Genomic DNA, 23,111 nt, shown 5'->3' with positions numbered 1-23,111 from the left:
ATGTCGCCGTGAGAATTTTTCCGCTTTACGCTCCCAGGTTGATTGCCAAACACGCGCGCATTTTTCGTGACGGTGTGGTGATGGTGAAACACCTTGGGACACTGGAGTTTCGGAATGGGCGTTTTGTGATGCCGCAGCGACCGCTGCCAAAAGTGCGCTCAGCCATTACCGAGCTTAATGAGATTCTGACTCCGGCTCCGGGGTGTTAAGCGGATAAAAAAAGGGTGGGGTTGTTCCCACCCTTTTTTGATCCTCAGGCCACGCTGTCAGTGGGCAGGCGCCCCAGCAGGCCTTCGATCTTACTGCGCCAGGCGGACAGCTCTTGTCGCAGTTGCTGGTTTTCCTGTTCCAACTGCTGCTGCTGTGACGCCAGTTCGCTGCTGCGCTGTTTCTCTTCCTCAAGCTCCAGCTGCATCAGCTCCATGGTGTCCAGGGCGTTTTGTACCCGGGACTCCAGTTGCTCCAGTAACTCCAGGCTCATCTGTGTCAGTCCTTACTTCGGTGTCAGGGCTCGATTTTAGCAATCCCAACGCCCGTGGGATATGCCTCTGATAACGACTGGCGACGGAATGAGCAGGTGGATTAGTCACCGAATTTCAGTGTTTTTGGCTGATTTGCTCGCCGACGATTTTGGGGCGACGTTGCGTGTCGGGGGGATGTACCACCAGGTGAAAAGGACAAGCAGGCCAAATCCGGTGTAGGCCAGAACAAATGCCCACCAGGGTGCCTGAAAGTAGAGCCACTGATTCAGGTAGTGGGCAATAAAGCTGCCCTGAAACCCGGACTGTTCCGCTTCCTGTCTGAGCCACTGCTCCAGCCGTGTGAGGGGGCAGATTTGCCCCAGCCAGGACTGGGCCACCACCACGCCGATTGCCGCCAGATGGAGCCAGCGGAATCCCCGGTGACGCACCCAGCGCCAGTTCCAGACATTTCCCAGCCAGATCAGCAGCAGTCCGCCTACGACGAAAAGCACAAACAACCAGTGTGTCACCAACACCAACTCTGCAGCCCAGGCCCAGAAAATATTCGGCATGATTTGCCTCCCGGGTTCAGTATAAGTAGGAGACCGAGGGAACGACGGAGCGGAGCGTCAGGATGTGGCAACTCAATCTTCAGGAAGAATCCCCCTGGCGGGCAATCAACGATGGTGTGATGGGCGGAGTGTCCCAGGCTCGATATCGGGCGTGCGAAGCGGGTGGGTGCTTTGAGGGCAATCTGTCGTTGGCTAATGGCGGCGGTTTCGCTTCAGTACGCCGCCCCGTGCGACTGCCAGACCAGACTGGAGCGCTGCGATTAAGGGTGCGTGGTGATGGCAAGCGTTACCAACTGCGGTTGCGTACCCACTCGGCACTGGATGGGGTGGTCTACGCCGTGGTGTTTGCTGCGCCGGCGGAGACGTGGCGGGAGGTAACTTTCTCGCTCAAGGACTTTACCGCGACCTATCGGGGCCGCCCGGTTGATGATGCTCCGCCGTTGCAATGGTCTGAGGTGCAGCAGTTGGGTTTGCTGATCGCCCATCAACAAGCCGGCCCCTTCGCGTTGACGCTGGCCTCAATCCAGGCGGTTCAGACAGAAGCCTTTTCCCACTAACGCATTCAAGTTGCTGGTGAACTCTCAGATTTGCTCCCTTCCTCTGGCGCGCCATATTGGCTGGGTTAAAGTGGCGTTCTTTGGGGCCTGAGCGGCGGCTAGCGAGAGGAAGAGTGAAGTGATAGTACCGGCCTGGCCCCTGGATGAGCATCAACGCCTGGCCAGTCTTCGTGGCCTGCATCTGCTGGACACTCCGGTGGAGGAACGATTTGACCGGCTGACCCGTCTGGCCCAGCGCCTGTTTGATGTGCCCATCGCCATCATCAGCCTGGTGGATGAACATCGCCAATGGTTTAAGTCCCGTGTCGGGGTTGATGTGATCCAAACCCCGCGGTCGATCTCCTTCTGTGGCCACGTCATTCTGGATGATGACCTGTTTGAGGTCTCGGACGCATTGACCGACTCCCGCTTTGAGCAGAATCCCATGGTGGTGGGTCACCCCAACATCCGCTTCTACGCCGCTTGCCCGCTCACCTCCCTGGATGGACAGCGGATCGGCGCTTTCTGCATCAAGGACACCAAGCCTCGTACCCTGTCTCCCGCTGAGCGCCAGGCCCTGTGGGACCTCGCCCGCATCACCGAGCGCGAAATCAATGTGACGGAGCTGGCCACCCGGGACGAACTGACCGGCCTCTCCAACCGCCGTGGTTTCATGATGATGGCAGAGCACGCCCTGACACTCTGCGCCCGTCGCCGCAGCTCTGGCGTTCTGGCCTACCTGGATTTCAACGGCTTCAAGCAGATCAACGATACCTATGGTCATGCCGAAGGGGATGTCGCCCTCAAATTGATGGGGCAGGCGATGCAGGAAACCTTCCGGGTCAATGACCTGACCGCCCGGCTTGGGGGCGACGAGTTCGCGGTACTCTTTCCCCGCAGTCGACCGCAGGCAGCCCAGGCTCTGATTAAACGGTTACGCAACCGGCTGAGAGTGCTTTGCGAGGAGAAGCCCTACCAGGTGGAGTTTGCCTGCGGCCTGGTGGAGTGGTCACCGGATGAGCCTGTGCCGCTGGATATGTTGCTGATGGAGGCGGACCGTCGTATGTACCGGGACAAGCCGGGAGCGATGTCGGCCTCGCTAGCACAGATGGCGGAGCTGGACGCTTAATTGTTTATTAAGTAGCCCGGGATTCCATCCTCCTGCACACTGCGTCCCTAATTTCGAAGGCCAGTAGTTGCGAGCCTGTCACCTTGACTGAGTTCCCGGAGGACGTCGCCATGAAACGCACCCTGATTGCCCTGTTTGCCTCTGCCCTGATGGTGGGCTGCGCCAGTCCGGCGTTTGACCATGACAATGAGAACGTGTCCCGTAACAAGGGCGCGGCTGGTGGAGCGCTGATTGGCCTGACTGCCGGAGCTTTGACCGGCGATGCGGAACTGGCCGCCAAAGGGGCCGTTGCCGGTGCCGTTGCTGGCGGTGTAGCGGGCACCATGCACGATACTGAGCAGGCCCGGGAGAACGCCCGAAATGCCCAGACCGCCGATGCCCTGAAGCAGGACAACCGCAGCGATGCCGAGAAGCGGGCGGATGAGCTGGAAGCGGAGCTGAGAATCCTCGAACTGGAGCGCCAGATCGCCGAAATGAAGGCACAGCAACCCAGCGTCGAAGCGGAGTAACCCACCGTTATCAAAGAGCGCGGCCAGTGAGCCGCGCTTTTTTGTGCCCGGAACCGGACATCAAAAAAAGCCCCGCGGATGCGGGGCAATGGTTTGGGTGGGGACCCGATATCTCTTCTGGCGCCAGGTCACTGTGGAATGCGCACCAGCCCTTCCATCAGCACCCGGGCACTGCGGCTCATGGTGACGGAGCGAGCCTGCCAGTGACCCGCCTCCTGCACCACTTCCGCACCGACTTTAAGGGTACCCGAGGGGTGGCCAAAGCGAACTCCCTCTTGGACCGGCTTGCCAACTGCCTCGTTGACCAACGTACCGGGAATGGCGGCGGCCACGGCGATGGCCACCGCGGCAGTGCCCATCATGGCGTGGTGCAGTTTGCCCATGGAGAGCGCCCGTACATTCAGGTCGATCTGATTGGCATCGATCCCTTTGCCACTGGAGGCGGTGTACGCCTTCGGGCCGGATACGATGGCGATCTTCGGCGTATGGGCCCGGGTGGCGGCTTCGCTGAGATCCTGGATCAGACCCATCTTCAGGGCGCCGTATGCCCGAAGCTGCTCAAAGCGCTCAAGCGCGGCGGCATCCCCGTTGATCGCCTCCTGCAACTCGGTGCCGGAGTAGCCAAGATCTTCCGCCCGGGCGAACACGGTGGGGATACCGGCGTTGATCAGCGTCACCTCAAGTTGGCCTCCGGCCACCAGATGCTCAGGCACCTCAAGGGTGTCGACCAACTGCCCGGTGGGAAACAACGCCCCATCGGCCGGATCGCTGAAGGTGACCGCAACCTCGGCAGCGGGGAAGGTCACCCCGTCCAGCTCAAAGTCGCCGGTCTCCTGCACCTGACCGTCGCTGATCGGCACCCGGGCCAGAATGGTTTTGCCGATGTTGGCCTGCCAGATCCGCACAGTGCAGAAGCCGTTGTGAGGGATCCGCTCCGCCGCCACCAGCCCATTTTCGATGGCAAAGGCCCCTACGGCAGCGGTCAGATTGCCGCAGTTGCCGCTCCAGTCGATAAAGGGTTTGTCGATCGCCACCTGACCAAACAGGTAGTCCACATCGTGTTCCGACCGCTCGCTTCTGGACAGGATCACCGTCTTGCTGGTGCTTGAGGTGGCGCCGCCCATGCCGTCAGTGTGTTTGCCATAGGGATCGGGGCTGCCGATCACCCGCAGCAGGATGGCGTCCCGCTCCGGGCCGGGAACCTGCGCTTCTGGTGGCAGGTCGTCCAGCCTGAAGAACACCCCCTTGCTGGTGCCACCCCGCATGTAGGTGGCGGGGATTTTCCGTTGGGGAAGGTGGCTCATTGTGCCCCCTCACTGGCCAGGAAGTCCTTGGCAAAGCGTTGCAGCACGCCGCCCGCCCCGTAGACCGAAACCTCTTCGGCGGTGTCGAGGCGACAGGTCACCGGCACCTCAACGGTTTCGCCATTGGCGCGGTGAATCAGCAGGGTCAGCGTTGCGCCGGGGGTGCGTTCGCCCAGCACATCGTAGGTTTCGGTACCGTCGAGACCCAGGGTGAGGCGGGTGGTGCCGGGTTTGAACTCCAGCGGCAGCACGCCCATGCCCACCAGGTTGGTGCGGTGGATCCGCTCAAACCCTTCCGCCACGATCGCTTCCACACCCGCCAGACGTACCCCTTTGGCCGCCCAGTCACGGCTGGAGCCTTGACCATAATCGGCGCCTGCCACGATGATCAGCGGTTGCTTACGATCCATGTAGGTTTCGATCGCCTCCCACATGCGGGTGACCTGACCCTCCGGCTCGACGCGGGCCAGTGAGCCCTGGCGCACCTCCCCTTCGGCATCCCGCACCATCTCATTGAGCAGTTTGGGGTTGGCGAAGGTGGCGCGCTGGGCGGTGAGGTGGTCACCACGGTGGGTGGCGTAGGAGTTGAAGTCCTCCTCCGGCAGGCCCATCTTCGCCAGGTACTCCCCGGCGGCACTGCTGGCCAGAATGGCGTTGGAGGGGGAAAGGTGATCGGTCGTGATGTTGTCACCCAGCAGAGCCAGCGGACGCATCCCCTTCAGGGTACGTTCACCGGCCAGGGCACCCTCCCAGTAAGGGGGACGACGGATGTAGGTGGACATGGGGCGCCAGTCATACAGTGGGTTGTTCTGCTCACCGTAATCCACGGTGAGGTCAAACATCGGCTCGTAGACAGAGCGGAACTGCTCCGGCTTCACACAGTCGCGGACGATGGCGTCGATCTCCTCGTCGGAGGGCCAGAGATCCTTGAGGGTGACCGGGTTGCCCTGGGCGTCATGGCCCAACACATCCTGCTCGATATCAAAGCGCACGGTTCCGGCGATGGCGTAGGCCACCACCAGCGGGGGCGAGGCGAGGAACGCCTGCTTGGCGTAGGGGTGGATACGTCCGTCAAAGTTACGGTTGCCGGAGAGCACGGCGGTGGCGTAAAGATCGCGGTCGATGATCTCCTGCTGGATCACCGGATCCAGCGCGCCGCTCATGCCGTTACAGGTGGTGCAGGCGTATGCCACGATGCCAAAGCCCAACTTTTCCAGTTCCGGCAGCAGACCGGCGGCTTCCAGGTAGAGCTTGGCCACCTTGGAGCCCGGCGCGAAGGAGGACTTCACCCAGGGTTTACGCACCAGCCCCAGATCATTGGCCTTCTTGGCCAACAGACCCGCAGCCACCACGTTACGGGGGTTGGAGGTGTTGGTGCAGCTGGTGATGGCAGCGATGATCACCGCACCATCCGGCAGCTTGCCTTCCGCCTCCTCCTGTTGAGCCTCCGCCAGATGACCGGCGACACCCCGCTGGGCCAGATCGCTGGTAGGCAGACGGCGGTGCGGGTTGGAGGGGCCCGCCATATTGCGGCAGACGGCGGAGAGATCAAACTCCAGCACCCGCTCATAGTGGGCGGTTTTCAGGTCATCGGCCCAGAGCCCGGTGGTTTTGGCGTACTGCTCCACCAGCTTCACCTGCTCCGGCTCGCGGCCAGTCAGGGTGAGGTAATCCAGGGTTTGCTGGTCGATGTAGAACATCCCGGCGGTGGCGCCAAACTCCGGCGTCATATTGGCGATGGTGGCGCGATCACCGATGGTGAGGCTGTCCGCCCCTTCACCAAAGAACTCCAGGTAGGCGGAGACCACCCGCTGCTGACGCAGGAATTCGGTCAGTGCCAGCACGATGTCGGTGGCGGTGATGCCGGGCTGACGTTGGCCGGTGAGTTTGACGCCGACAATCTCCGGCAGTCGCATCATGGAGGGGCGACCCAGCATCACGGTTTCCGCTTCCAGACCGCCGACGCCGATGGCGATCACGCCGAGGGCGTCCACATGGGGGGTGTGACTGTCGGTACCAACGCAGGTGTCGGGGAAGGCGATGCCGTCCCGGGCCTGAATCACCGGGGACATCTTCTCCAGGTTGATCTGGTGCATGATGCCGTTACCGGCGGGGATCACATCGACGTTCTTGAAGGCGGTTTTACACCAGTCGATAAAGTGGAAACGGTCGGCGTTGCGGCGCTCTTCGATGGCGCGGTTCTTCTCAAACGCCTCGGGATCAAACCCGGCGTGCTCAACCGCCAGGGAGTGATCCACGATCAACTGGGTCGGCACGACGGGATTGACGGCAGCGGGATCGCCACCTTGCTCCGCAATGGCGTCACGCAGCCCTGCCAGGTCCACCAGCGCGGTCTGACCGAGGATGTCATGGCATACCACCCGGGCCGGGTACCAGGGGAAGTCCCGGTCACGCTTACGCTGGATGATCTGCTCCAGGCTGGCGGTCAGTTCCGCCGGGTCACAGCGGCGCACCAACTGTTCAGCCAGCACACGAGCGGTGTAGGGCAGGGTCAGGTACGCGCCGGGCTGGATCGCCTCGACCGCTTCGCGGGTGTCGTAGTAGTCCAGGCCAGTGCCGGGCAGGGATTTACGGTATTCGGTGTTGTTCACAGCAGGCACCTTAACTTATCGGGCGCACCCTCACCGCCGGGGGTGAGGGCCAAAAAGGGGGCCGATGGCCCCCGTTCTTTCAGGGGCGATCTTCGATGTTCACCCAGTCGGCACTGTCCGGGCCGGTGTAGTCGGCGCTGGGACGGATGATGCGGTTGTTGGCCCGCTGCTCCATCACGTGTGCGGTCCAGCCGGAGACCCGTGAACAGACAAAAATGGGGGTGAACAGCTTGGTGGGGATCCCCATAAAGTGATACGCGCTGGCGTGGAAGAAGTCGGCGTTGCAGAACAGCTTTTTCTCGCGCCACATTACCGCTTCCACCCGCTCGGATACGGCGTACAGCTTGGTGTCGCCCACCTGCTCGGCCAGCTTCTGGGACCAGGTTTTGATGATGGCGTTGCGGGGGTCGGATTCACGGTAGATGGCGTGACCAAAGCCCATGATCTTCGCTTTGCGCTCCAGCATGCCCATGATCGCGTCTTCCGCTTCGTCGGCGGTGTTCCAGTTTTCGATCATGTCCATGGCGGCTTCGTTGGCACCACCGTGCAGCGGACCACGCAGGGAGCCGATGGCGCCGGTAACGCAGCTGTGGATGTCGGACAGGGTGGAGGCGCACACGCGAGCGGTGAAGGTGGAGGCGTTGAACTCATGCTCGGCGTAGAGGATGAGGGAGGCATGCATCACCCTGACGTGCAGCGGGTCCGGCTTGGCGTCGTGCAGTGTCCAGAGGAACTGCTCGGCGATGGAATCCGCCTCGGTTTCGACGTTAACGCGCTTGCCGTGGTGGCTGAAGTTGTACCAGTAGTTGATGAGACCGGGGAAGATCGCCAGCATGCGGTCGATATGGTCATGCTGTTGGCTGAAGTCCTGCTCCGTTTCCAAGTTGCCCAGCATGGAGCAGCCGGTACGCATCACATCCATCGGGTGTGCGTCCGCGGGGATCTGCTCCAGAACGACCTTAAGGGCGTCCGGCAGGGCGCGCATCCCCTTCAGGCGAGCCTTGTAGGCGGCCAGCTCGGCCACATTGGGCAGCTTGCCGTAGAGCAGCAGGTAGGCCACCTCTTCAAACTCAGCTTTGTCCGCCAGTACCGCGATGTCATAGCCGCGGTAGGTCAGGCCGGATCCGGTCTTGCCTACGGTACAGAGGGCGGTTTCACCGGCGCTTTGGCCACGAAGGCCGGCGCCACCAAGAGGCTTAGTCATGTTAACGCTCCTTATCCTTTTTCTAATCCGTCAGTTCCGATTGATGAGGGCTTACTTGTCCTGCTTGAACAGGGTGTCCAGCTTGTCTTCGTAGCTGTGGTAGTTCAGGAAGTCGTACAGCTCCGCGCGGGTCTGCATCGCTTCCACCTGGCTGCGCTGGTGACCCTCCTGCATCAGGGCTTCAAACACCTTCAGGGCGGCGGCGTTGGCGGCACGGAACGCGCCCAGTGGGTAGAGCACCATGTCTGCGCCTGCCTGGAACAGATCTTCCTTATCGAACAGTTCGGTCTTACCAAACTCGGTCATGTTGGCCAGGATCGGGGCGTTGACCTTGGCCTTAAACTGGCGGTAGTGGTCCAGTTCGGTCAGGGCTTCGGCGAAGATCATGTCCGCTCCGGCTTCCAGGTAGGCCTGAGCCCGCTCAATGCCGGATTCCAGCCCCTCAACCGCTACCGCATCGGTGCGGGCCATAATGACGAAGCTGTCATCGGTACGGGCGTCGACGGCGGCTTTGATGCGGTCGCACATTTCGTCGATGCTCACTACGGCTTTGTTGGGGCGGTGACCACAGCGCTTCTGAGCCACCTGGTCCTCCATATGCACCGCAGCCACTCGCGCTTTCTCAAACTCTTTGATGGTGCGGGCGATGTTGAAGGCGCCGCCCCAGCCGGTGTCGATGTCCACCAGCAGCGGCAGATCGGTGGCGGAGGTGATCCGCGCGGCGTCGATCAGCACGTCGTTCATGGAGGTCATGCCGAGATCCGGCAGGCCGTAGGAGGCGTTGGCAACGCCCGCTCCGGAGAGGTAGAGGGCCTTATGCCCAACCCGCTCTGCCATCAGGGCAAAGTAGGCGTTGACGGTGCCGACGATCTGCAGGGGCTTGGCGGTCGCGACGGCGTCGCGGAATGATTGTCCTGGGGTCATGCGGTTAACTCCTCCATGGTTTGACGCAGCACGTGAGCGGTATGGCGGGCGCCAGCCTCGATATGGCGGCGCATCAACAGGGCGGCGAGTTCGCCGTCGCCCTGAGCTACGGCCTCCAGAATCCGGCGGTGTTGCGCCAGGGCTTCCAGAGGTCGGCGTCCACTGCTGCATTGGTAGCGGTACATTTGTAGCTGGTGGTAGAGATCGCCAGTCAGTGTGGTGATCAGCGTGGTGTTGCCACTGGCCTGGATCAGGCCAAAATGAAAATCGATGTCATCCTGGAATGGGGGAAGCGGGTCCTGGGAGAACACCACCTCCTGACGATCGAGCAGGTCAGAGAGGGCATCCAGTTGGGCTTGCGTGATGTTCTGTGCCGCCAGACGGCAGGCCATCGCTTCAAGTTCGGCGCGCACCTGGTACAGGTCAGCCAGCTTCTCCGGGGTCAGTCGAACCACCCGGGCGCCAACATGGGGGACGCGCTCCACAAGGCGGCGCTGCTCCAACCGCTGCAGGGCTTCACGCAACGGACCCCGGCTGACGCCATAACGGGCGGCGAGCTCCTGCTCGGAGATTTTGCTGCCCGGGGGCAGTTCGCCCTGAACGATGGCGCGTTGCAGCTCTGTCAGCGTGCGGTCAGCCAGCGTGGGTTGTTTGGGATCGCTCACAATCTGTCCTGTTGACGATTCGATGCGTAAGAAATGGTGCAAAAACTGTGCGCCCAATCACTCTTTTTGTCAACAATGTGTTGACGTTGACGTCAGGTTTTCAGTGGCAAGATGACGCAACAAATGGTGTAAAAGTCGATTAAAATCGAGGCTTTGAGTTTGATTGTTAGACTTTGGGCCAATGGGGGGTGAGATGGATTGTCGACAATCTTCGGAGTTTCGGGTGTTGGTTAGCGGCTGTCTGCTGGGGCAGCCGGTTCGCTACGACGGTCAGGCGAAAGGGGTGTCCGATCCCCGCCTGGAGGCGTGGCGGCAACAGGGATGGCTGTTGAGTGTCTGTCCGGAGGTGGAGGGAGGGTTAGCGATTCCCCGTCCACCGGCTGAGCGGCGCGCAGACGGGCGGGTGGTAACCGCAGAGGGGCTAGAGGTCAGTGAGGCTTTTTATCGCGGGGCGCGGATCGCACTGGCGCTGTGTCAGCGCTACGGCATTGAGCTGGCTCTGCTGAAAGCCAACAGCCCTTCATGTGGTAATCGGCGCATCTATTCGGGTCGTTTTGATGGCACTCTGATTACCGGAGAGGGGGTAACCGCCGCGCTGCTCCGGCAGCACGGCATTCAGGTGTTTAACGAGTTTCAGCTGGACGCGCTGACTCAAGCCCTTGATAGAAGTCCGGCAAAGCGGTGTTCTGATTAAGGACCTGAGTAATGGTACGGTCTTTATCCAGCCAGAGACCGTTAAGCCAGTGCTGGAACTCCACCCGGTACGCCTTGTCGTTGTCATAGTCACCGACCGGCACATCGCTGATGGGCAGAGTGCGCACCGCAACGTGGATCCGCTCCAGTTTGCCCCCCAGCATTGACCACATGATGTTCTCCGGAGCATCGGGGTAGATGATGGTGACGTCCAGCAACTGGTCGAACTGCTCACCCAGAGTATTGAGGGCGAAGGCGATGCCTCCCGCCTTGGGCTTCATCAGGTAGCGGAAGGGGCTGCGCTGGCGCTGGTGCTTGCTGGGGGTCAGTCGTGAGCCCTCAACAAAGTTGATGACACAGGTCGGCAGATCCCGGAATTTTTCGCAGCTGCGGCGGGTGGTTTCAATGTCCTTGCCCTTTAGCGCGGGGTTCTTGGCGATCTGGCTCTTGGTGTAGCGGCGCATAAAGGGCATATCCAGTGCCCAGCAGGCCAATCCCATCACGGGGATGTAGAGCAACTGCTGCTTGAGGAAGAATTTCAGCATCGGCACGTGGTTACGCAGAACCACGGTCACCACCACAATGTCCGCCCAGCTCAGGTGGTTAGCCAGCACCAGGTACCAGCCTTGCTTGGAGAGGCCACTCTCAGACAGCCCTTCCACTTCCCAGCGGGTTTTGGTGGTGGCTCGAAGCAGGTAGTAGTTGACCGCTACCCAGCCGTGCATAAAGGCGTTACACAGAGCCGTGACCTGCCGCCGCAAGGCTGGAATGGGCAGCAGTTTGATTGGGGCGGCGAGCAGGATCAGCCCTCCCCAGAACAGTACGTTCAGGCTGGCCAGTAAGGCGTTGATCGGCGCCAATATCGGTGCAGGCAGAAACGACAACATTCAGCGGTCCTGTGTCTCTTGGTGATATTCCAGGGCGGCAAGCTTACCCGCTTTCTCGGTCCAGATCTGGTTTAACCAGCTTTGATACGCGCTTTTATCTTCACGTTTTTGGTAATCCAACTGATTAACCGATTCCAGGCAACGCTCCTCAACCCAGACATCCACCCGGGGCACACGGCCGCACAGATAGTCCCAGAAACTGGGGATCCCGGCGGGGTAGTAGATGGTGACATCCAGCAGCTTTTTGAGCTTCCCTCCCATCGCATCCAGGGACATCGCTACCCCACCCACCTTGGGTTTGAGCAGGGTAGGGAAGGGACTTTGCTGACGAGCCTGCTTGATCGGGGTAAAGCGGGTGCCTTCGACAAAGTTCATGATGCTTACCGGCTGGTAGTGGAACTTCTCACAGGCTTTCCGGGTGGCTTCCTGGTCTTTGCCCTTCAGGTGGGGATTCCTGGCCAGAAAACTCTTGCTGTAGCGGCGCATAAAGGGGAAATCGAGCGCCCACCAGCACAGCCCCATAAAGGGAACGTAGATCAGTTCCTGCTTAAGGAAGAACTTGAGAAAGGGGATCTTGCCGTTAAACAAGCGCTGCAGCATCAGGATATCCACCCAGGACTGGTGGTTGGCGATCACCATATACCACTGCTTGGGGCTCAGTTCTGGCAGGTTGTGGGTGATCACCCGGGTGCGCGAGAGCAGACGCTGGTTGAGGTTATTGATGCCGATCCAAAGGCTGGCGATGCCATCCAGAAGGCGAGTACAGCCCCGGCGGAGCGGCGCCACCGGCAACAGCTTCAGTACGCCCAGCACCAGCACCCAGGGAAACCAGAACAGGGTATTGATGACGTAGCCACTGAACGACAGCAACCCACGCAGTGTGGATACCATAACCACTCCTTTCTATCCATCTCGAAGGCTATGGTAAACAGTGCATCTGCAGCGAACAAGCGCCGATTGGACGTCATTATCCAGTCATTGATGACAATTCCCTGAGCAAACGGTCCATCGCCCGATAGCCCAGCGCCTCCGCCATATGGGCCTTGCCCACTTCCGCCTCACCAGCCAGATCCGCAATGGTTCGGGCGACCCGCAGAATGCGGTGATAGGCCCGTACCGACAGCTCCAGTTTCGTGACCGCCCGTTCGGCATACGCCAGCCCCGCCTTGGGGATGCCCACCTCCGGCCCAAGCCGATGACCGGGCAGCGCTTGGTTCAGGCAGCCCTGACGATCCAGGGCGCGCTGGCGGGCGTTTTCAATCTGTGTGCGGGCCTCCGCGCTAGTCAGACTGTCCGGTTCTGGCTGAGAGAGGCTGCCGGGTGGCAGTCGGGGGACCTCAATGGTGAGATCAAAGCGGTCGAGAAAGGGGCCGGAAAGACGGCCAAGGTAGCGGCGGATCTGCTCCGGCGTATCGCGACTGTGTTGACCGACTTCGCCGGACGGAGCCGGATTCATCGCTGCTACCAACTGAAATCGGGCCGGGAAGGTGAGTTTGGCGCTGGCCCGGGAGATCACCACTTCGCCGGATTCCAGTGGCTCCCGCAGACTGTCGAGTACGGAGCGGGGAAACTCCGGCAGTTCATCAAGGAACAGCACGCCATGGTGGGCCAGGGAGATCTCGCCGGGTCGGGGAATGCTGCCGCCTCCAACCAGCGATGCGGCGGAGCAGGAGTGGTGCGGTGCCCGAAAGGGACGTTGATGGCGATGCTGGCGGGTTCGGGCCAGACCCGCCACCGAGTGGATGGCAGCTACCGCCAGGGCCTGTTCCGTGGTGAGAGGCGGCAGTAAGGTGGCAAGGCGGCTGGCCAGCATGGTTTTCCCGGTGCCGGGCGGGCCCATCAGCAACAGATGATGGTTGCCTGCGGCGGCGATCATCAGGGCGCGCTTGGCGTGGGCCTGTCCCACGATGTCACTCAGGCAGGCTTCCGTTTCATTGGCGGGGACTGGTGATGCCACGGGGACAGGCAGGGGCTGCTGACCAAGCAATCCCGCCACCAAAGTCAGCAGAGAGGTGCAGAGCTGGCTGTCCGCTTCCGAAACCAGGGCCGCCTCCTCGCCGTTCTCCTCTGGCAGGTAGAGCCGATGTCCGACCTGGTGTCCGGCCACAATAGCAGGCAGCACGCCGGTGATGGCACGGACTTCGCCTGATAGGCTGAGTTCGCCATAAAATTCACGATTGTGCAGGCAACTGTCGGGAAGTTGCTTTGATGCTGCGAGAATGCCAAGAGCTATAGGAAGGTCAAACCGTCCCCCTTGTTTGGGCAGATCCGCCGGGGCCAGATTGACCGTGATACGACGGGCGGGAAAGTCGAATCCGGAAAACTGCAGCGCTGCCCGGACCCGCTCCCGGGACTCCCGAACCGAGGCCTCTGGCAGGCCCACAATGGTGAAGCTGGGCAAGCCACCGCCCAGATGCACTTCTACCGTGACCTGAGGGGCTTCCACGCCCAGTTGGCCACGACTTAACACACGGGAAAGACTCATGTTTCCACCTCCAAGTGGTGAGCCAACCCTCTCGCTTAGTCAAAAAAATTATTGGTTATTCAGGGATTTTAGTGATTAACAGGCTATCCAATGATAAATAAACATTTTGTTACATACTGATTTTCCGTTGAGTGCAAATTAATCTTTGCATCTGAAAATCCGCTGTGCTAACTCTAAAAAAGCTCATAAGTTGAGCACCAAATTTTTCACTTTGTTGAGAGCTAAATCATGTTCCGTTCTGCCATTGAACTAGTGCTAGTCGTGATTACCGTGGTGATTATTGTCACCTGCGGGGGTCAGGGTGTGGCACGCGGCAGAGCCAGAAGCTAGCAACGAAGCCAAACGACACCAAGCCCCCCGCACCGAAAGGTCCGGGGGGTTTTTTGTTTTCAGGTCATTTACTTACGGAGAGCCACACCATGACCCAGATGTATCACCAAGCGGACGCCAATCCGAGTTTGCTGGAAGGAAAAACCATTGCCGTACTGGGTTACGGCAGCCAGGGTCGGGGCCAGTCTCTGAACCTGCGGGACAGCGGCGCCAACGTGGTGATTGGACTGCGTCCTGGTGGCCCGAGCTGGCAGCAGGCGGAATCGGAAGGCTGGCAGCCGGTGCCCTTCTCCGATGCGGTTAAGGACGCCGACGTCATCATGATGCTGACCCCGGACATGGCTCAGGCGGAGATCTACAAGGAGCACGTTGAACCGAACATCAAGCCGGGCGCGATGCTGATGTTCAGCCACGGCTTCAACATCCTGTATGACCTGATCAAGCCCTCCCCCGAGATCGACGTGACCATGGTGGCGCCGAAGGGCCCCGGCTACCTGGTTCGCACCGAGTATGAGCGCGGAGCCGGCGTACCCTGCCTGATGGCGGTACATCAGGACGCCACTGGCAGCGCCCACGCCAAGGCACTGGCCTACGCCGACGCCGTTGGCGGCACCCGCGGTGGCGTACTGACCACCAACTTCAAAGAGGAAACCGAAACCGATCTGTTTGGTGAGCAAGCGGTGCTGTGTGGCGGTGCCATTGCGATGGTGCGTAAGGGTTGGGAAACCCTGGTGGAAGCCGGTTACCAGCCGGAGCTGGCCTACTTCGAGTGCTTGCATGAGCTGAAACTGATCGTGGACCTGCTCTACGAAGGGGGCATCAGCCGCATGCACCAGTTCGTGTCTGACACCGCCTCTTACGGCGCCCTGACCCGCGGTGATCGCATTGTCGACGACCGCGCCAAGGAGACCATGAAGCAGGTACTCAGCGAGATCCAAACCGGCCAGTTTGCCCGCGAGTGGATCGCCGAATATCAGTCCGGTAATGCCGATTACCATCGCCGTAAGACCGAAGAGTGCAGCCACCCCATCGAGGCGGTAGGTGCGGATCTGCGCGGTCGCATGAGCTGGTTGAAGCGGGGAGAGTAAGCCCATGATGAGCGGAGCGGAGGCGGTAGTACGCGCGTTATCGGAACAGGGGGTTCGCACCCTGTTCGGATACCCTGGCGGCGCCATCATGCCAATTTACGATGCCCTGTATGACAGTCCGGTTGAGCATCTGCTGTGTCGGCATGAGCAGGGTGCGGCCTTTGCGGCTATCGGCTACGCCCGTGCCTCCGGCAAGGTGGGGGTCTGCATGGCCACCTCCGGCCCGGGGGCGACCAACCTGATCACCGCTCTGGCGGACGCCATGATGGACTCCATCCCGGTGGTGGCCATTACCGGTCAGGTGCCCAGCGTGGCGATCGGTACCGATGCCTTTCAGGAGATCGACGTGTTGGGCCTCTCCCTGGCCTGCACCAAGCACAGCTTTCTGGTGGAGTCAGTGGACACCCTGTGTGAGACCCTGCATCAGGCGTTCGAGCTGGCGATGGAGGGGCGTCCCGGCCCGGTGCTTGTGGACATTCCCAAGGACATTCAGCAAGCGATGGTGACTTATCAGGGACGCCAGCCAGCCCTGCCGGAAGCGGCCAACGACACCTTTGAACTGGAGGTGGCGCAGGCGATGTTGGCGGAATCCCGCCGCCCCCTGCTCTATGTTGGCGGCGGTGTAGGCATGGCCGGTGCGGTGGCGGAGTTGCGGGAGTTTATCCGCATCACCGGGATGCCCTCGGTCACCACCCTCAAGGGGATCGGCGCCATCGCTCACGGCACACCGGGCTTCCTCGGCATGCTGGGGATGCACGGCAGCCGGGCTGCCAATCAGGCGGTACAGGAGTGTGACCTGCTGATCGCCGTCGGCGCCCGCTTCGATGACCGGGTGACCGGCAAGCTGGATGCCTTTGCCCCCAAGGCCAAGGTGATCCATCTGGATATCGACCCGGCCGAGATCAGTAAGCGTCGGGAAGCGATGGTCTCCTACTGTGGCGATCTGCGTCGGGTGTTGCCGGCCATGGCGATGCCGATGGACGTGGTGGAGTGGCGTGATCATTGCGATGAGCAGAAACAGCAGTGTGCTCATCGCTATGACCACCCCGGCGCCAACATCTATGCCCCGGCTCTGCTGAAGCGGCTGGCGGAGCGTCTGCCCCGCAACGCTATGGTCTCCTGCGATGTGGGCCAGCACCAGATGTGGGTGGCGCAGCATATGTGGTTCGACAGCCCCTGCAACCACCTCTCCAGTGCTGGCCTCGGCACCATGGGATTTGGCCTGCCGGCGGCGATTGGCGCCCAGTTGGCCCGTCCCGACGACCTGTCGGTACTGGTCTCCGGTGACGGCTCATTCATGATGAATGTGCAGGAGCTCACCACCATCAAGCGGGCTCGGTTGCCATTGAAAATCGTGCTGCTGGATAACCAGCGTCTGGGCATGGTGAAGCAGTGGCAGGAGCTGTTCTTTGAGGAGCGGTTCAGCGAAACCGACCTCTCTGACAATCCGGATTTCGTCACCATGGCGGCGGCGTTCAACATCCCGGGGCGTCATATCTGGCGTAAGGACCAGGTGGAGGAGGCGCTGGCGGAGATGCTGGCCAGTGAAGGCCCCTATCTGCTGCACGTCTCAATTTCGGAAAAGGAAAACGTCTGGCCGCTGGTTCCGCCCGGTGCGTCCAATGATGAAATGATGGAGGAGAAACGATGAGCGAGCACACCTTGTATATCGAGATGAACCCGAGCCCGGAAGTGCTGGAGCGCGTGCTGCGGGTGACCCGCCATCGCGGCTTCACCATCCGAAACATGAATATGGCCTATCGCGGCACCCAGTCTCAGATGGCGGTGACCGTCAGCAGCGAGCGGCCTATTGATCAACTGACCCGTCAGTTGGATAAATTGTTTGATGTGACCGATTGTCGCATCGAAACGGCTTGTGAGTCGGCCCCCGCCGCCGCAGCCAACGCTTAAGTCTTTAAAGGAGTATTCACCGTGAGCCAAGCCGATTACATCTGGTTTAATGGAGAGATGGTGCCCTGGCAGGAAGCCAAGGTGCACGTGCTGTCCCATGCCCTGCATTACGGTTCGTCGGTGTTCGAAGGGATCCGCGCCTACCAGACCCCGAAAGGGCCCGCTGTGTTCCGGTTGCAGGAGCACGTTCAACGCCTGTTTGATTCCGCCAAGATCTACCGCATGCCGATCCCCTGGTCCCCTGAGGAGATCGAACAGGCCTGCCGCGACTCCGTCGGCAAGAATGGTCTCGACAGCGCCTATATCCGCCCCCTGGCGTTCTATGGCCACGTTGGCCTGGGCCTGAATGTTCCCGCTGGCAGCGAGGCGGAGGTGATCGTGGCGGCCTTCCCCTGGAACGCCTATCTGGGTGACGAAAGTGCGCAAAGCGGCGTGGATGTCTGCGTTTCCAGCTGGAATCGACTGGCGGCCAACACCATGCCCACTGGTGCCAAGGCGGGCGGTAACTACCTCTCCTCCCAGCTGATCTCCGGTGAAGCAAGACGCCATGGCTACGCCGAGGGGATCGCCCTGGATGTGAACGGCCAGATTTCCGAAGGGGCCGGGGAAAACCTGTTCCTGGTGAAACAGGGTGTGCTCTATACCCCACCGGTCACCGCCGCCATTCTGCCGGGCATCACCCGGGATACGGTGATCACTCTGGCCCGGGATGCGGGTTACCAGGTGCGAGAAGAGGCACTCTCCCGCGAAGCCCTCTATCTGGCGGACGAGATCTTTATGACTGGCACCGCTGCCGAGATCGTTCCGGTGCGTTCCGTGGACGGCATCACCGTGGGCGAGGGCAGTCGCGGCCCTGTTACCGAGGCGATGCAAACCGCATTCTTCGGCCTGTTCAATGGCCAGACCGAAGACAAGTGGGGCTGGCTGGACTATGTCCACACCCCCGCCGATGAGCAAGCCTTTGCCGCCCACACCATGGCGGTGGAGCTCTGAACCACCTTTGAGTTAAACCGGGGCCCCTGACTTCGGGGCCCCTGTTCCATCCAGTGTCCGGGGCAAAGCCCCGAGAAAGGAATTCCCTATGCCGAAGCTTCGATCTGCCACCACCACCGCCGGCCGCAATATGGCAGGGGCTCGCGCCCTCTGGCGTGCCACCGGGATGACTGACGACGACTTTGGTAAGCCGATCATTGCCATTGCCAACTCCTTTACCCAGTTTGTGCCGGGTCACGTCCACCTGAAAGATATGGGTGATCTGGTGGCCGGGGCGATTAAGGAAGCGGGTGGCGTGGCCAAAGAGTTCAATACCATCGCGGTGGATGATGGCATCGCCATGGGGCACGGCGGCATGCTCTACTCCCTGCCCAGCCGGGAGTTGATTGCGGATTCCGTGGAGTACATGGTCAACGCCCACTGTGCCGATGCGCTGGTGTGCATCTCCAACTGCGACAAGATCACCCCCGGGATGCTGATGGCGGCGATGCGCCTCAATATCCCCACCATCTTTGTTTCCGGTGGCCCGATGGAAGCGGGCAAAACCAAACTGTCGGACCAGATCATCAAGCTCGATCTGGTGGACGCCATGGTGCAGGCGGCGGATCCCGAGGTGTCTGACGCCCAGAGTGAGCAGGTGGAGCGCAGCGCCTGCCCCACCTGCGGTTCCTGCTCCGGCATGTTTACCGCCAACTCCATGAACTGTCTGACCGAAGCCCTTGGTCTGGCGCTGCCCGGTAACGGCTCCCTGCTGGCGACCCACGCGGACCGCCGAGGGCTGTTTCTGGAAGCGGGCCGACGCATTGTCGATCTCTGTCACCGCTGGTATCGCCAGGAGGATGACACGGCACTGCCCCGGGGCATCGCCAATCGACAGGCGTTTGAAAACGCCATGGCGCTCGACATCGCCATGGGAGGTTCCACCAACACCATTCTGCACCTGTTGGCGGCCGCTCAGGAGGGGCTGGTGCCCTTCACTATGGACGACATCGACGTCCTCTCCCGTAAGGTGCCCAACCTGTGCAAAGTGGCGCCGGCCACACCCAAATACCATATGGAAGATGTGCACCGCGCCGGTGGCGTGATGGCGCTGCTGTCGGAGCTGGCCCGCGGCGGCCTGATCCACACTCAGGTGCCTCATGTGGCGGGGCAGTCCCTCGCAGCGGTGTTGGCGGAACGGGATGTGGCCAATGCCCCCTGCGCCAGCGTGGCCGAGTTCTATCGGGCTGGCCCGGCGGGTATCCGCACCACCCAGGCCTTCTCTCAGGATTGTCGCTGGCCCACTCTGGATGTGGACCGGGAGAACGGCTGCATCCGCGACATCGACCACGCCTACAGTCAGGACGGCGGATTGGCGGTACTGTCCGGCAACCTGGCCCCGAACGGCAGTGTGGTTAAGACCGCCGGCGTGCCGGATTCCTGCCTGACCTTCACGGGCCCGGCCCGGGTCTACGACAGCCAGGATGCGGCGGTTAACGGCATTCTGGGTGGTGAGGTCAAAGCGGGCGACGTGGTGGTGATCCGTTACGAAGGCCCCAAAGGGGGTCCGGGTATGCAGGAGATGCTGTACCCCACCAGTTATCTGAAATCGATGGGGCTCGGTCAGGCCTGTGCCCTGATCACCGATGGTCGCTTCTCCGGCGGCACCTCCGGCCTCTCCATCGGCCATGTCTCTCCGGAAGCGGCCAGCGGCGGCGTGATTGCGCTGGTGGAGGATGGCGACCTTATTGCCATCGACATTCCTAGCCGCACACTCGAGCTGCAGGTTTCCGCCGAGGAGCTGGCGACACGGGCAGAAAGCTGCCGTTATAAGCCGAACCGGGAGCGTCAGGTATCACCGGCCCTGAAAGCCTATGCCCATCTGGCAACCAGCGCGGACAAGGGGGCGGTACGCAACCTGTCACTGCTGGAGGAGGGGGAATGAGCGGCAGTAACCCCGATGGTCTGGCCCAGCATCTGGTGCAGCAAACGCTGCGTCAGATCCTGCTCGCGCCGGTCTATGACGTGGCGGTACAGACCTCGCTGGACCCGCTCAGCCGTCTTTCCAATCGGCTGGGCCGTTCGGTCTGGCTCAAGCGGGAGGACCAGCAACCGGTGCACTCCTTCAAGCTGCGTGGCGCCTACAACAAGATCCACAGCCTGAACGAGGAGCAAGCCAGTGCCGGTGTGGTGGCGGCCTCGGCGGGTAACCATGCCCAGGGGGTCGCTCTGGCGGCAACGGCCAAGGGGATCCGGGCTGTGATCGTCATGCCCCTGACCACACCGGACATTAAGGTGGACGCGGTGCGCCGACATGGTGGCGAGGTGGTACTGCATGGCGACAATTTTGATGCCGCCTATCAGCACGCGCAGCATCTGAGCGAGAGCGAAGGGCTCACCATGGTGGCCCCTTTTGATGATGCGGCAGTGATCGCCGGACAGGGCACCGTGGGTCAGGAGTTGCTGCAGCAGAAGCGGGATCTCGATGCGGTGTTTGTGCCCGTTGGTGGGGGGGGATTGATCGCCGGCGTGGCAGCCTATCTCAAAGCACTGGCGCCCCATATCAAGGTGTATGGGGTGGAGCCGGAGGACGCCGCCTGTCTGCAAGCGGCGCTGGAGGCCGACACGCCGGTGACTCTGCCCCGGGTCGGTTTGTTTGCCGATGGCGTCGCGGTGAAGCGGATTGGCGATGCCCCCTTTGAGTTAGCTCGCCACTGCGTGGATGGGGTGATCACCGTCAGCAGTGATGAGATCTGCGCGGCGGTGCAGGACATCTATGAAGATCGTCGGGCCATTGCCGAACCGGCCGGGGCCCTCGCTCTGGCGGGGCTGAAACGCTACTGCGCGGACGGGGGAGAGGGGCAGCAGCTGGCGGCCATTCTGTCCGGTGCCAACGTCAACTTTCACAGCCTGCGCTATGTCTCGGAGCGCTGTGAGCTGGGTGAAGGCAAAGAAGCGGTGCTGGCCGTGACCATCCCGGAGCGGCAGGGCGCGTTTCTGCAGTTCTGTCGTCTGCTTGGACGACGGCTGATCACTGAGTTCAACTACCGCCTTTCCGGACGGGATCGGGCCAATGTCTTTGTGGGTATCCGGCTGAAAAGTCAGGAGGAGCTTGGCCAGATCCGGGCTGCGCTTACCGAGGCGGGTTATCCCCATCAGGACCTGTCCGGGGATGAAACCGCCAAGCTGCACGTCCGCTACATGGTGGGGGGACTGCCGCCGGAACCGCTGGATGAGCGACTGTTCCAGGTTCGCTTTCCGGAAGCGCCGGGAGCACTGGAGCGCTTTCTGGCGGATCTGGGCTGTCGCTGGAACATCTCCCTGTTCCACTACCGCAACCATGGTGCGGCGGCGGGACGGGTACTGCTGGGTATGGAAGTGAGCGATGGCGACTTCGCTGAGCTCTGGGCCCAATTGTGTGCGTTGGATATGGACTGTGAAGAGGTGACCAACAGTCCCGCCTACCGATTTTTCTTACGGGGTTAACCGGTTTTCTTCACATCAGGGGGCGAAAGCCCCCTTTTTCTTAATCTTCTTAGCAACCTACTCAGCTGTAGATGAAAAAATGTTCTGCTTCTTAACAAAATGGTGAGGCAGTTCAGCTTAATTTCAGCATCCTTGTGGTTTCATTTACCGTCGGAAATTTATGTTTATCTGAACGGGATTACCGTTCCAGCATTTCTCGGTTTTGTAACGCCACGGTTCTGTGGCGACCCCGGTCTTTAGAAAGGAAAGCAGTGGATGTTTAAACGCAGTGCGTTGGTCATTGGAGGCCTTTTGCTCCTCCTTCTGGTGCTTGGTGGCATCAAGTATCAGCAGATCCAGCAGGGTATGGCCCAGCTGGCCAGCTTTGCACCGCCGCCCGCAACGGTTTCCGTGGTGGAAGCTGAATCACAGCAGTGGCGCCCGGAGATCGCCTCCGTGGGTACCCTGACTGCCAAAGCAGGTATCGATCTCTCCGCTGAAGTCAGTGGCCTGGTGGAAGGCCTGTACTTCCGCAGTGGTCAGAAGGTCAATAAAGGCGAGCTTCTGCTGCAACTGGACGATGGTGTTGAGCAGGCCAACCTGCAGAGCTACCGCGCCCAGGCTGAGCTGGCCAAGGTCAAGTATGACCGTAACCAGACCATGTATGAGCGTCGCAATATCTCCGAAACCGAGTATGACGAGTCCAGTGCCAACCTGAAGGTGGCCCTGGCCGCTGTGGCTCAAACCGAAGCGACCATCGCCAAGAAAGCGGTGAAAGCGCCGTTCTCCGGTGTACTGGGTATCCGTAAAGTGGACCTGGGCCAATACGTTCAGGCCGGCTCCAACCTGGTGACCCTGCAGGACGTATCCAGCCTGTACGCAGATTTCTCCGTGCCGGAGCAGCATCTGCCGTCCCTCTACGTGGGCCAGACCGTGCTGTTCTCCACCAGCGCGTACCCCGGCGTGGATTTTGAAGGCAAGGTGATCGCTCTGGACGCCAAGGTGGATGAGAACACCCGTAACATCGCCATTCGCGCCGAAGTGCCGAACGCCGATGGCCGCCTGACTCCCGGTATGTACGCGGACATCCGTCTGCTGAAGCGTGATCCGATCACCCCGGTAACCGTGCCCTCCACCGCCATCACTTACAGCCCCTTCGGCGATGCCGTGTTCGTGGTTCGCAAGGACAACGAGGGTCAGCTGCGCGCTTACCGTCAGTACGTGAAAGTGGGCGAGCGTCGTGGTGACACCGTAGCCATCATGTCCGGCCTCAATGCCGGTGAGCAGGTGGTCAGCGCGGGCACCATGAAACTGGCCAACGAAGCGCTGGTACAACTGGCCAAGCTGTAATTCGAGGCGTTCTG

22 protein-coding genes are annotated in these 23,111 nt (G+C 61.1%); 12 read left to right on the top strand and 10 right to left on the bottom strand.

Annotation, left to right across the window (positions count from 1 at the left end; genetic code table 11):
* Positions 1–8: 8 nt before the first annotated feature.
* Complete coding sequence (locus tag KUV52_RS07035) at positions 9–209, top strand: DUF1107 domain-containing protein (RefSeq protein ID WP_222525229.1); 201 nt, start codon at positions 9–11, stop codon at positions 207–209.
* Positions 210–253: 44 nt separating this feature from the next.
* On the opposite strand, the gene KUV52_RS07030 is transcribed toward KUV52_RS07035, so the two are convergent.
* Complete coding sequence (locus KUV52_RS07030) at positions 254–481, bottom strand: cell division protein ZapB (RefSeq protein WP_222525228.1); 228 nt, start codon at positions 479–481, stop codon at positions 254–256.
* A gap of 105 nt (positions 482–586) precedes the next feature.
* On the bottom strand, positions 587–1,033 hold the full coding sequence (locus KUV52_RS07025) for a DUF2784 domain-containing protein (protein ID WP_222525227.1): 447 nt from the start codon (positions 1,031–1,033) through the stop codon (positions 587–589).
* A 62-nt stretch (positions 1,034–1,095) separates the two neighbouring features.
* On the opposite strand from KUV52_RS07025, the gene KUV52_RS07020 reads away from it, so the two are divergent.
* The 3 genes from KUV52_RS07020 to KUV52_RS07010 all read left to right on the top strand — a co-directional run bounded on the left by KUV52_RS07020 (position 1,096) and on the right by KUV52_RS07010 (position 3,207).
* Positions 1,096–1,590: a CIA30 family protein gene (locus KUV52_RS07020; RefSeq protein WP_222525226.1), complete on the top strand. Its 495-nt coding sequence runs from the start codon at positions 1,096–1,098 to the stop codon at positions 1,588–1,590.
* 118 nt (positions 1,591–1,708) lie between these two features.
* Positions 1,709–2,698, top strand: a complete 990-nt coding sequence (locus KUV52_RS07015; protein ID WP_222525225.1) for a sensor domain-containing diguanylate cyclase — start codon at positions 1,709–1,711, stop codon at positions 2,696–2,698.
* A 110-nt stretch (positions 2,699–2,808) separates the two neighbouring features.
* Positions 2,809–3,207: a glycine zipper domain-containing protein gene (locus tag KUV52_RS07010; RefSeq protein ID WP_222525224.1), complete on the top strand. Its 399-nt coding sequence runs from the start codon at positions 2,809–2,811 to the stop codon at positions 3,205–3,207.
* A 128-nt stretch (positions 3,208–3,335) separates the two neighbouring features.
* Here the strand turns inward: KUV52_RS07010 and prpF are convergent, their stop codons facing one another.
* The 5 genes from prpF to KUV52_RS06985 form a co-directional block, all read right to left on the bottom strand.
* The gene (gene prpF / locus KUV52_RS07005) at positions 3,336–4,511 is read right to left on the bottom strand and encodes a 2-methylaconitate cis-trans isomerase PrpF (RefSeq protein WP_222525223.1); all 1,176 of its coding nucleotides are present in this window, start codon (positions 4,509–4,511) and stop codon (positions 3,336–3,338) included.
* Entirely contained in the window at positions 4,508–7,132 is a 2,625-nt protein-coding gene (acnD, locus tag KUV52_RS07000; RefSeq protein WP_315900191.1) for a Fe/S-dependent 2-methylisocitrate dehydratase AcnD, read from the bottom strand. Before acnD ends, prpF begins: the two co-directional genes overlap by 4 nt.
* Before the next feature lie 70 nt (positions 7,133–7,202).
* Complete coding sequence (gene prpC / locus KUV52_RS06995) at positions 7,203–8,327, bottom strand: 2-methylcitrate synthase (RefSeq protein ID WP_222525221.1); 1,125 nt, start codon at positions 8,325–8,327, stop codon at positions 7,203–7,205.
* A gap of 51 nt (positions 8,328–8,378) precedes the next feature.
* Complete coding sequence (gene prpB, locus KUV52_RS06990; protein WP_222525220.1) at positions 8,379–9,251, bottom strand: methylisocitrate lyase; 873 nt, start codon at positions 9,249–9,251, stop codon at positions 8,379–8,381.
* Positions 9,248–9,916 carry a GntR family transcriptional regulator gene (locus tag KUV52_RS06985; RefSeq protein WP_222525219.1) on the bottom strand — a complete coding sequence of 223 codons (669 nt, stop codon included), beginning with the start codon at positions 9,914–9,916 and terminating at the stop codon, positions 9,248–9,250. The genes prpB and KUV52_RS06985 overlap by 4 nt, the downstream gene beginning before the upstream one ends.
* A gap of 193 nt (positions 9,917–10,109) precedes the next feature.
* Between KUV52_RS06985 and KUV52_RS06980 the strand changes: the two genes are divergently transcribed.
* The gene (locus KUV52_RS06980; RefSeq protein ID WP_222525218.1) at positions 10,110–10,610 is read left to right on the top strand and encodes a DUF523 domain-containing protein; all 501 of its coding nucleotides are present in this window, start codon (positions 10,110–10,112) and stop codon (positions 10,608–10,610) included.
* On the opposite strand, the gene KUV52_RS06975 is transcribed toward KUV52_RS06980, so the two are convergent.
* The 3 genes from KUV52_RS06975 to KUV52_RS06965 form a co-directional block, all read right to left on the bottom strand.
* The gene (locus tag KUV52_RS06975) at positions 10,540–11,496 is read right to left on the bottom strand and encodes an acyltransferase (RefSeq protein WP_222525217.1); all 957 of its coding nucleotides are present in this window, start codon (positions 11,494–11,496) and stop codon (positions 10,540–10,542) included. The two genes, KUV52_RS06980 and KUV52_RS06975, sit on opposite strands and share 71 nt — an antisense overlap.
* Entirely contained in the window at positions 11,497–12,387 is an 891-nt protein-coding gene (locus KUV52_RS06970; RefSeq protein ID WP_222525216.1) for an acyltransferase, read from the bottom strand.
* A gap of 76 nt (positions 12,388–12,463) precedes the next feature.
* Positions 12,464–13,981, bottom strand: a complete 1,518-nt coding sequence (locus KUV52_RS06965) for a YifB family Mg chelatase-like AAA ATPase (RefSeq protein ID WP_222525215.1) — start codon at positions 13,979–13,981, stop codon at positions 12,464–12,466.
* Positions 13,982–14,400: 419 nt separating this feature from the next.
* Between KUV52_RS06965 and ilvC the strand changes: the two genes are divergently transcribed.
* The 7 genes from ilvC (at position 14,401) to KUV52_RS06930 (ending at position 23,097) form a co-directional block, all read left to right on the top strand.
* Positions 14,401–15,399, top strand: a complete 999-nt coding sequence (gene ilvC, locus KUV52_RS06960; protein WP_222525214.1) for a ketol-acid reductoisomerase — start codon at positions 14,401–14,403, stop codon at positions 15,397–15,399.
* A gap of 4 nt (positions 15,400–15,403) precedes the next feature.
* On the top strand, positions 15,404–17,050 hold the full coding sequence (gene ilvG / locus KUV52_RS06955; RefSeq protein ID WP_222525213.1) for an acetolactate synthase 2 catalytic subunit: 1,647 nt from the start codon (positions 15,404–15,406) through the stop codon (positions 17,048–17,050).
* Positions 17,047–17,310 (top strand): acetolactate synthase 2 small subunit, encoded by a 264-nt coding sequence (gene ilvM / locus KUV52_RS06950; protein ID WP_222525212.1) that lies wholly within the window; start codon positions 17,047–17,049, stop codon positions 17,308–17,310. The genes ilvG and ilvM overlap by 4 nt, the downstream gene beginning before the upstream one ends.
* A 21-nt stretch (positions 17,311–17,331) precedes the next feature.
* Entirely contained in the window at positions 17,332–18,303 is a 972-nt protein-coding gene (locus tag KUV52_RS06945; RefSeq protein WP_222525211.1) for a branched-chain amino acid transaminase, read from the top strand.
* Positions 18,304–18,391: 88 nt separating this feature from the next.
* On the top strand, positions 18,392–20,227 hold the full coding sequence (ilvD, locus tag KUV52_RS06940; RefSeq protein WP_222525210.1) for a dihydroxy-acid dehydratase: 1,836 nt from the start codon (positions 18,392–18,394) through the stop codon (positions 20,225–20,227).
* A complete protein-coding gene (gene ilvA, locus KUV52_RS06935) occupies positions 20,224–21,768 on the top strand; it encodes a threonine ammonia-lyase, biosynthetic (protein ID WP_222525209.1) in 1,545 nt (514 codons plus the stop codon). The genes ilvD and ilvA overlap by 4 nt, the downstream gene beginning before the upstream one ends.
* A 255-nt stretch (positions 21,769–22,023) precedes the next feature.
* Positions 22,024–23,097: an efflux RND transporter periplasmic adaptor subunit gene (locus KUV52_RS06930; protein ID WP_222525208.1), complete on the top strand. Its 1,074-nt coding sequence runs from the start codon at positions 22,024–22,026 to the stop codon at positions 23,095–23,097.
* The last annotated feature ends 14 nt before the right edge of the window (positions 23,098–23,111 follow it).

The organism is Ferrimonas balearica, assembly GCF_019802055.1.
Taxonomy (GTDB): Bacteria; Pseudomonadota; Gammaproteobacteria; order Enterobacterales; family Shewanellaceae; genus Ferrimonas; species Ferrimonas balearica_A.
Note: the sequence above shows the minus strand (reverse complement) of the source record. Positions and strands in the feature narration are given on the sequence as shown.

Excerpts from the sequence above, each read along its gene's own strand:
- KUV52_RS07030 (WP_222525228.1), bottom strand. The coding sequence starts at position 481 with ATGAGCCTGGAGTTACTGGAGCAACTGGAGTCCCGGGTACAAAACGCC.
- KUV52_RS07025 (WP_222525227.1), bottom strand. The coding sequence starts at position 1,033 with ATGCCGAATATTTTCTGGGCCTGGGCTGCAGAGTTGGTGTTGGTGACA.
- KUV52_RS07020 (WP_222525226.1), top strand. The coding sequence starts at position 1,096 with ATGTGGCAACTCAATCTTCAGGAAGAATCCCCCTGGCGGGCAATCAAC.
- KUV52_RS07010 (WP_222525224.1), top strand. The coding sequence starts at position 2,809 with ATGAAACGCACCCTGATTGCCCTGTTTGCCTCTGCCCTGATGGTGGGC.
- prpF (WP_222525223.1), bottom strand. The coding sequence starts at position 4,511 with ATGAGCCACCTTCCCCAACGGAAAATCCCCGCCACCTACATGCGGGGT.
- prpC (WP_222525221.1), bottom strand. The coding sequence starts at position 8,327 with ATGACTAAGCCTCTTGGTGGCGCCGGCCTTCGTGGCCAAAGCGCCGGT.
- prpB (WP_222525220.1), bottom strand. The coding sequence starts at position 9,251 with ATGACCCCAGGACAATCATTCCGCGACGCCGTCGCGACCGCCAAGCCC.
- KUV52_RS06980 (WP_222525218.1), top strand. The coding sequence starts at position 10,110 with ATGGATTGTCGACAATCTTCGGAGTTTCGGGTGTTGGTTAGCGGCTGT.
- KUV52_RS06975 (WP_222525217.1), bottom strand. The coding sequence starts at position 11,496 with ATGTTGTCGTTTCTGCCTGCACCGATATTGGCGCCGATCAACGCCTTA.
- KUV52_RS06970 (WP_222525216.1), bottom strand. The coding sequence starts at position 12,387 with ATGGTATCCACACTGCGTGGGTTGCTGTCGTTCAGTGGCTACGTCATC.
- KUV52_RS06965 (WP_222525215.1), bottom strand. The coding sequence starts at position 13,981 with ATGAGTCTTTCCCGTGTGTTAAGTCGTGGCCAACTGGGCGTGGAAGCC.
- ilvC (WP_222525214.1), top strand. The coding sequence starts at position 14,401 with ATGACCCAGATGTATCACCAAGCGGACGCCAATCCGAGTTTGCTGGAA.
- ilvG (WP_222525213.1), top strand. The coding sequence starts at position 15,404 with ATGATGAGCGGAGCGGAGGCGGTAGTACGCGCGTTATCGGAACAGGGG.
- ilvM (WP_222525212.1), top strand. The coding sequence starts at position 17,047 with ATGAGCGAGCACACCTTGTATATCGAGATGAACCCGAGCCCGGAAGTG.
- ilvD (WP_222525210.1), top strand. The coding sequence starts at position 18,392 with ATGCCGAAGCTTCGATCTGCCACCACCACCGCCGGCCGCAATATGGCA.
- ilvA (WP_222525209.1), top strand. The coding sequence starts at position 20,224 with ATGAGCGGCAGTAACCCCGATGGTCTGGCCCAGCATCTGGTGCAGCAA.
- KUV52_RS06930 (WP_222525208.1), top strand. The coding sequence starts at position 22,024 with ATGTTTAAACGCAGTGCGTTGGTCATTGGAGGCCTTTTGCTCCTCCTT.